Annotated in this window: 6 protein-coding genes and 1 pseudogene; all 7 read right to left on the bottom strand. The window is 41.0% G+C overall.

The window, feature by feature from the left end; translation table 11 throughout:
* A pseudogene (locus tag LG34_RS08505) lies at positions 1 to 279 on the bottom strand (hypothetical protein); the annotation flags it as partial.
* 46 nt (positions 280 to 325) lie between these two features.
* Complete coding sequence (locus LG34_RS08500; protein WP_109215706.1) at positions 326 to 553, bottom strand: SDR family NAD(P)-dependent oxidoreductase; 228 nt, start codon at positions 551 to 553, stop codon at positions 326 to 328.
* Between the two features lie 42 nt (positions 554 to 595).
* Positions 596 to 901: a LysR family transcriptional regulator gene (locus tag LG34_RS08495; RefSeq protein ID WP_181369331.1), complete on the bottom strand. Its 306-nt coding sequence runs from the start codon at positions 899 to 901 to the stop codon at positions 596 to 598.
* 68 nt (positions 902 to 969) lie between these two features.
* Complete coding sequence (locus LG34_RS08490) at positions 970 to 1,899, bottom strand: ABC transporter permease (protein ID WP_109215704.1); 930 nt, start codon at positions 1,897 to 1,899, stop codon at positions 970 to 972.
* Positions 1,899 to 3,401, bottom strand: coding sequence for a sugar ABC transporter ATP-binding protein (locus LG34_RS08485; protein ID WP_109215703.1), 1,503 nt, complete (start codon positions 3,399 to 3,401; stop codon positions 1,899 to 1,901). Before LG34_RS08485 ends, LG34_RS08490 begins: the two co-directional genes overlap by 1 nt.
* Positions 3,401 to 4,360: an ABC transporter permease gene (locus tag LG34_RS08480; protein ID WP_109215702.1), complete on the bottom strand. Its 960-nt coding sequence runs from the start codon at positions 4,358 to 4,360 to the stop codon at positions 3,401 to 3,403. Before LG34_RS08480 ends, LG34_RS08485 begins: the two co-directional genes overlap by 1 nt.
* 102 nt (positions 4,361 to 4,462) lie before the next feature.
* Positions 4,463 to 5,656 carry a sugar ABC transporter substrate-binding protein gene (locus LG34_RS08475; RefSeq protein WP_109215701.1) on the bottom strand — a complete coding sequence of 398 codons (1,194 nt, stop codon included), beginning with the start codon at positions 5,654 to 5,656 and terminating at the stop codon, positions 4,463 to 4,465.
* Positions 5,657 to 5,920 lie beyond the last annotated feature (264 nt).

Here is a 5,920-nt window from a genome sequence, read left to right as displayed (position 1 = left end):
TTTTATCACTGTCGGATCTCCGGAAATTTTTAAAATTGCTTCCGCATCCCGCATAATGCCGTCATAATCATTGGACGGTGTCTGAATAAATAATTTTCTCTCCCCAGTTGCTTCCCGAAGCTCTTTGACAATATTTGCAAAATCAGGTCTTCCAAGACGGGACACCATCTGTGGATTACAGCACACGCCTGCAAACGGATATTTGTCAATCATATTTCTGACAATTGCCGGATCTTCCGTGTTAAGATAAATATCAAACTTACTTTCAAATTTTCCCATAATAATCTCCTTCTCCATGATCGGATTTATCTTTTATCCCCTGCTGTTATATATCTGCTTTCCATTTTTCTGCTTCTGTGCTTCGCTCAACTGCTTCGCGGTCGGTAACATCTAATTCCTGTACAAAAACCCGATCCCCATATCGTTCCCTGTAATCCTGCATATTCTCCGGATCAATCGACACGGCGACCACCTGATCACCTCTGTTTAATGCTGCTTCTGCGTATTCACGCCCCAATCCAGTAGATGCACCGGTAATATACCAGTTTTTCATAAAATACCTGCATCCTTTCTGTTTTGTTAAGTTACATTCATCTTATCCTACGGCTGTGCTTCCCAGTGTCACCACACCGCTTAACTTATGCGCATCTGTTTTTAATTCGTTTCTAATCTCTCTGTACTCCTGAAAGGTTTTTGAGAAAAACGCTACCAGACGTTCCCCCGCTCCAGTAAGCTGTAAGGTAGATTTGTTCCGCCGAAAAAGCTCCAGACCAATTTCTTCCTCCAGCAGTGAAATCTGCCTGCTGACTGCCGGCTGTGAAACATACATTACTTTTGCAGTCTCTGTAAAACTCATTTTTTCAGCAGCCATTAGAAAATACTGTATCTGCTGAATTGTCATAAAAAACCACCTCTTGGTTGTCTTATAAAAAACAGCCCACAAAACAAATTTCATGAGCCGCTTTTTTACTATTCTGTACGACCTTTTCCTCTGTTAAATCTCATTGTAAGGAAAAGCACGATCATCAAAAGAACACCTTCGATCGCATTTAAGTAATCCGGACTGATACCCGCAAGGTATAATCCGGTAACCATTACTGAGATCGTAAAGGCCCCTATGATCATCTTGTAAACCTTGGAACTTAATCCACCGGATACCAGAACGCCTCCAAGATAAATTGCCATCATAACTTTCATTTCCAGGAATGATCCCATGGTTGTACTGGATCCTCCCTGCTGGATCAGCATCATAATACCTACCAATGAACCAATAAATCCGGATATCACATATGCGATAATACGTATTTTATTGACATTGACGCCCATGGAAAGCACCATCTGCTCATTCTCACCCATTACTTTGCAATAACGTCCAAATCGTGTCGATTCAAAGATGAACCCAAATACAACAACAACCACGATTGTAAAGACAACTTTAAACTGAATCTTATTCAATGCTATGATCTGCATTGGTGCAATAATAATGTTATCGCCAACCAAAGCAGCCAGCAAACCCTTCAATCCAATCAGCATCGCCAGTGTTGTCATAAAGGATGATACCCTGCACTTGCTGACCACAATACCATTTAACAGCCCAATTCCAAGTCCGATCGCAATCGATACCGGGAAAAACCAGACAAACCCAAAGCGGCTTGCCACCATACACGCTGCGGTTGCTGATACCGCTGCTGTACCACCAATGGAAAGATCTGTACTTCCCATTGCAATAATATAAATAACTCCGGCACCTCCGATAATGATTGGCAGTGACTGCTCCAGAAGATTTTTAATGTTAAGAGGTGTGATTAATTTCCCACCTGACATCGTTCCAAGCACAACGAAAAGAGCAGCCAGCACTATTACGGAAATCCAATTTTTTATTTCAAATCTTTTTTTCATCAGATCATCACCTCGATAATAATTTCTTCCTTAAACTCTGGTCCACGCTCTATGCTTTTGACGATTTTATTATCTTTCATTACGATAATATCGTCACACATACCGATCGCTTCACCTAATTCATCAGTAATCATTATAATTCCAAGGTTTTTCGCTTTTGCTTTTTTCAGACAATCATACAGATACGCCTTAACACCAACATCTACACCACGTGTCGGGCAATCAACGATCAGGATATCCAGATCCTTTAACAGCCAGCGTCCCAGATTTACTTTCTGCTTGTTACCTCCGGAAAGTTCTCTCATGTTCTGATATACATCCCTGCATTTTACCTGATACTCCTTTGTTGCATCCAATGCCAGATGATTCAGCCAGGACATGTTGAGCCTTTTGCTCTTTCCCTCAGCTTCTTTCAGTGAAGGCAGTGTAAAATTCTCCCAGATCGGAGCATCCATCATCAATGCATCCGTATCTCTGTCTTTTGGCGCATACCCAACCCGATTGTATAAGGAATCTTCCTGGTTTTTAATATCTATGTTGCAGGTATTAAGATGTACCCGTCCTTTTGTAAGCTTGTCTATTCCATATACAGCCTTTCCAATCTCATGAATTCCAGAATCTGATAAACCACAAAATCCCAAGATCTGTCCTTTGTGCAATTTAAAAGAAATGTCTTCCAGACCATTTTCTGTACACATCTCACCCACTTCAAGAAGAACATCATCTTCATAGCTTGGTCCATGGTCATCACGATAATAATCTCCATCCAGCTTTCGGCCAACCATTCTCTGCTTCAACTCATCAGATGTAATATCCTTACTTTTCACGGTGTCAAGAAGTGCACCATCCCGGAGAATGGAAATCGTATCTGTAATCTCGATCATTTCCTCAATATCATGGCTGATCAGGATAATAGAACGTCCCTGCTCTTTAAATTTCCGGATCAGTTTATACAGGCATTTTCTGTTATCTTGCGAAAGTGACTGCGTCACCTCATCAAGAATAAGGATATCCGGATCTGCAGAAAGTGCACGGACTAACTCAACCATTTTTCTATGCTCAATATTCATGTATCCGGCCGATACATTCAGGTCAATTGACGGAAGTTCCCATTTTTTTGTAATTTCTTCCACCTGTGCCTTGATCATCTTATTGTTTACAAGACCAAAATGTGAGCATTTTTTCGTCTTTCCAAGAAAAATATTAATGCCGGCAGGAAGGTTGCTGACCATACCTAATTCCTGTACAATGATCGCTACTTTGCTCTCATTGGCACTGACAGGGCTTGTCGGTTTATAAGGTTTTCCGTGAAGTATCATCTCTCCACTGTCATAAGGATACATTCCGGCAATCTGTGAAAGAAGTGTCGATTTTCCAGATCCATTTTCCCCGGCAAGACCTCTTACTTCACCAGCCTCAAGCTGAAAATCAATATCTACATTTGCATGTGTCGGTCCAAAGCTTTTGTTAAGTTTTTTAATATCAAGAATAATTTCTGCCATTATTTAACAACCCCCTTCGCACCTCTCTGGGCAATGATTCCAAAGATAAGAACGATTGCACCAAGCACAACCTGCTGATAGGTTCCTGAGCGGACACCAAGCTGCGTCTGAACATTAAAGATTGCCATGATCAGTATGGTAGAAATCGGAATAGCAATCGTGATATTGATCTTTTTCTGCATAACCTGTGCAAGCAGGACTGCTGCCAGCGCCTGGAAAATATTTGAAATAGATGATAATCCTGCGGCCGCCGTTGCACGTCCGGAATAACTTTCTGTAAGAAATGCAGAGCATCCGAAAAAGATTCCTGCGATCAGACCACAGCATAACAGTGTTTTCATAATCGGGATTCCCATCTGTTTTGCCACATGCGGATTGTTTCCGACCGCACGGATATTGATTCCAACAGAAGCCTTATTATATAAAATGTAAGCCACGATTCCGCCAATAATAAGAATGATATAGATCCATGGTGACATACCAAAAATTCTAAGTTCATTTTCAAGCTGAACGACCTGTTTTCCTTCAGCCAAACGTTTATTCGAATATACGACACCGATAGACTCATAAATAAGAGTCATTCCCATACCAGCAATCCATGACGGAATTTTCGAAAGATTAAATACCAGAAAGTTAGCCATTGTAAGACAGATACCAATCAAAAGACCGCCAACCAGGACTCCCGGGATACCAACACTGTTTCCCCATGTACCTGCAAGATTTGCTCCCAGAATAACCATAGCACCGATGGAAAAATCCGTTACATTGGCAGCAAACAGAAAACATAATCCCCATGCTGTAAAAGTAGGAATAACCGCCCCCGCGATAATAAGCATCCAGTTATTTACCGTAAGAAAGTTATATTTACAAATAACATTGATAATAAACATTACGGCAATAACAACTGCAATAATTATCAGGAGACTAATAGTACTTTTTTTACTATCTTTAGCTCTCATCAATACGATCCCCCTCTAAAAAATCACCGGATTGGATAAGATTCTATCCGATCCGGTAACCTCTAGCTTAATTCAAAACCATTATCTTAATTTCATATATAATTATCTTGAAATACCATCCATGTAGATCTGTGAATAATTCTCAAGGAATTCTACAAAATCATCATATGTTACATCCGGATTATATCTGTACAGTAAGTTTTTGTAGTACTCCTGAGGAACGATCGGCTCACCGGATTCCATCTTGTCAACATATGCCTGCGCATTTGTTTCATCGATCGTACACGGCATCATCTGGTTAAAGAACGGCGCTTTTCCGTTTTCATCAAGGATTGGATGCCCATCCAGCCAGTTGCATGCAAGTGCTGCTGCCACAGAACACTCCTCAAGCTGTCCACCGTTAAGTGCTGCCAGTTTTCCATCCAGAATAAGCTGTGCCATATCCGGAGTAAAATCTGTGGTATAGATCTTAAGCTCTTTGGAATAAGAATCAGATCTTGCTGCGATCGCATTGATCGTACCTGTTGCAAAATCGGAACCTAATGCATAGATACAATCAGCAGACTGTCCGTATGCTGTAATTGCATCGTTGGATTTATCTACAGCTTCACCAGGGTTTGCACATACTGCAGAGCCAAGGATTTCTCCCTTACCTTCATCTACAAACGCTGCGGTAAAGCCTTTTTCTCGTTCATCATGGGACGCATCACCGATGGATGATCTTACTAAAATAACTTTTTTGCATCCATCTTCAATACACTTCTGACCAATTTCATAACCGAACTGATAATCTGAACATACAATTGTTCCTGCATAGGTAGATTTGCTCTCTACTGCTGCTTTTGTAGCTTCATCACCCGGTGTTTTATCATAAAGAACAAACGGAATTCCATTTTCTTCACAAATCTGTGATACAGACATAAAGGAGGGCGGTGTTACACACATTTCCAGAATTGCCTGGCATCCATCAGATATCTGTGTCTGAACATCTGTTGTAATCTTGTCTGCAGTAAATTCATTGCTGATACCATCGACCGTGATACCAAGTCCTGAATAATTGACATTTGCTGTCTTTGCATTTGACTCCAATACATAAGAACCAGATCCCCATATATTGGTTCCGAATTTGTACTCCGGATATTCCCCGGAATCATCTTTTGAGGTATTCGCTTCTGCTGATGCAGATTTTGTATCAGCTGTGCCTCCATTGTTGCTGTCTCCTGCTGTGCCACATCCAGCAAGCATTGCGGCAGTCATTGCGGCAATCATTGATAATGCCAAAAGTCTCTTTTTCATAATAAATTTCTCCTTCCCTTTAATTTGTTATAATTTTAATCTGAAAAAACCTCCAGATGTCAGACCTGTAAAGTCTAACACCTGGAGATCATATCACATTTATCTCAGTCGAGAAGACTCCCACTTCTGCAAGTGATGAGTAATAACAAGTCTTTCTCAGTGGGAGTACAATCTCCGACTGAGATAAATGCTCCGCGGGGATGTGCAGTGATTCTGAGAAGAATATGTCAGCTTTCGCTGACCAGAATCACGCACCAAGTCTCA

This window comes from Eubacterium ramulus, assembly GCF_003122485.1.
Taxonomy (GTDB): domain Bacteria; phylum Bacillota; class Clostridia; order Lachnospirales; family Lachnospiraceae; genus Eubacterium_I; species Eubacterium_I ramulus_A.
Note: the sequence above shows the minus strand (reverse complement) of the source record. Positions and strands in the feature narration are given on the sequence as shown.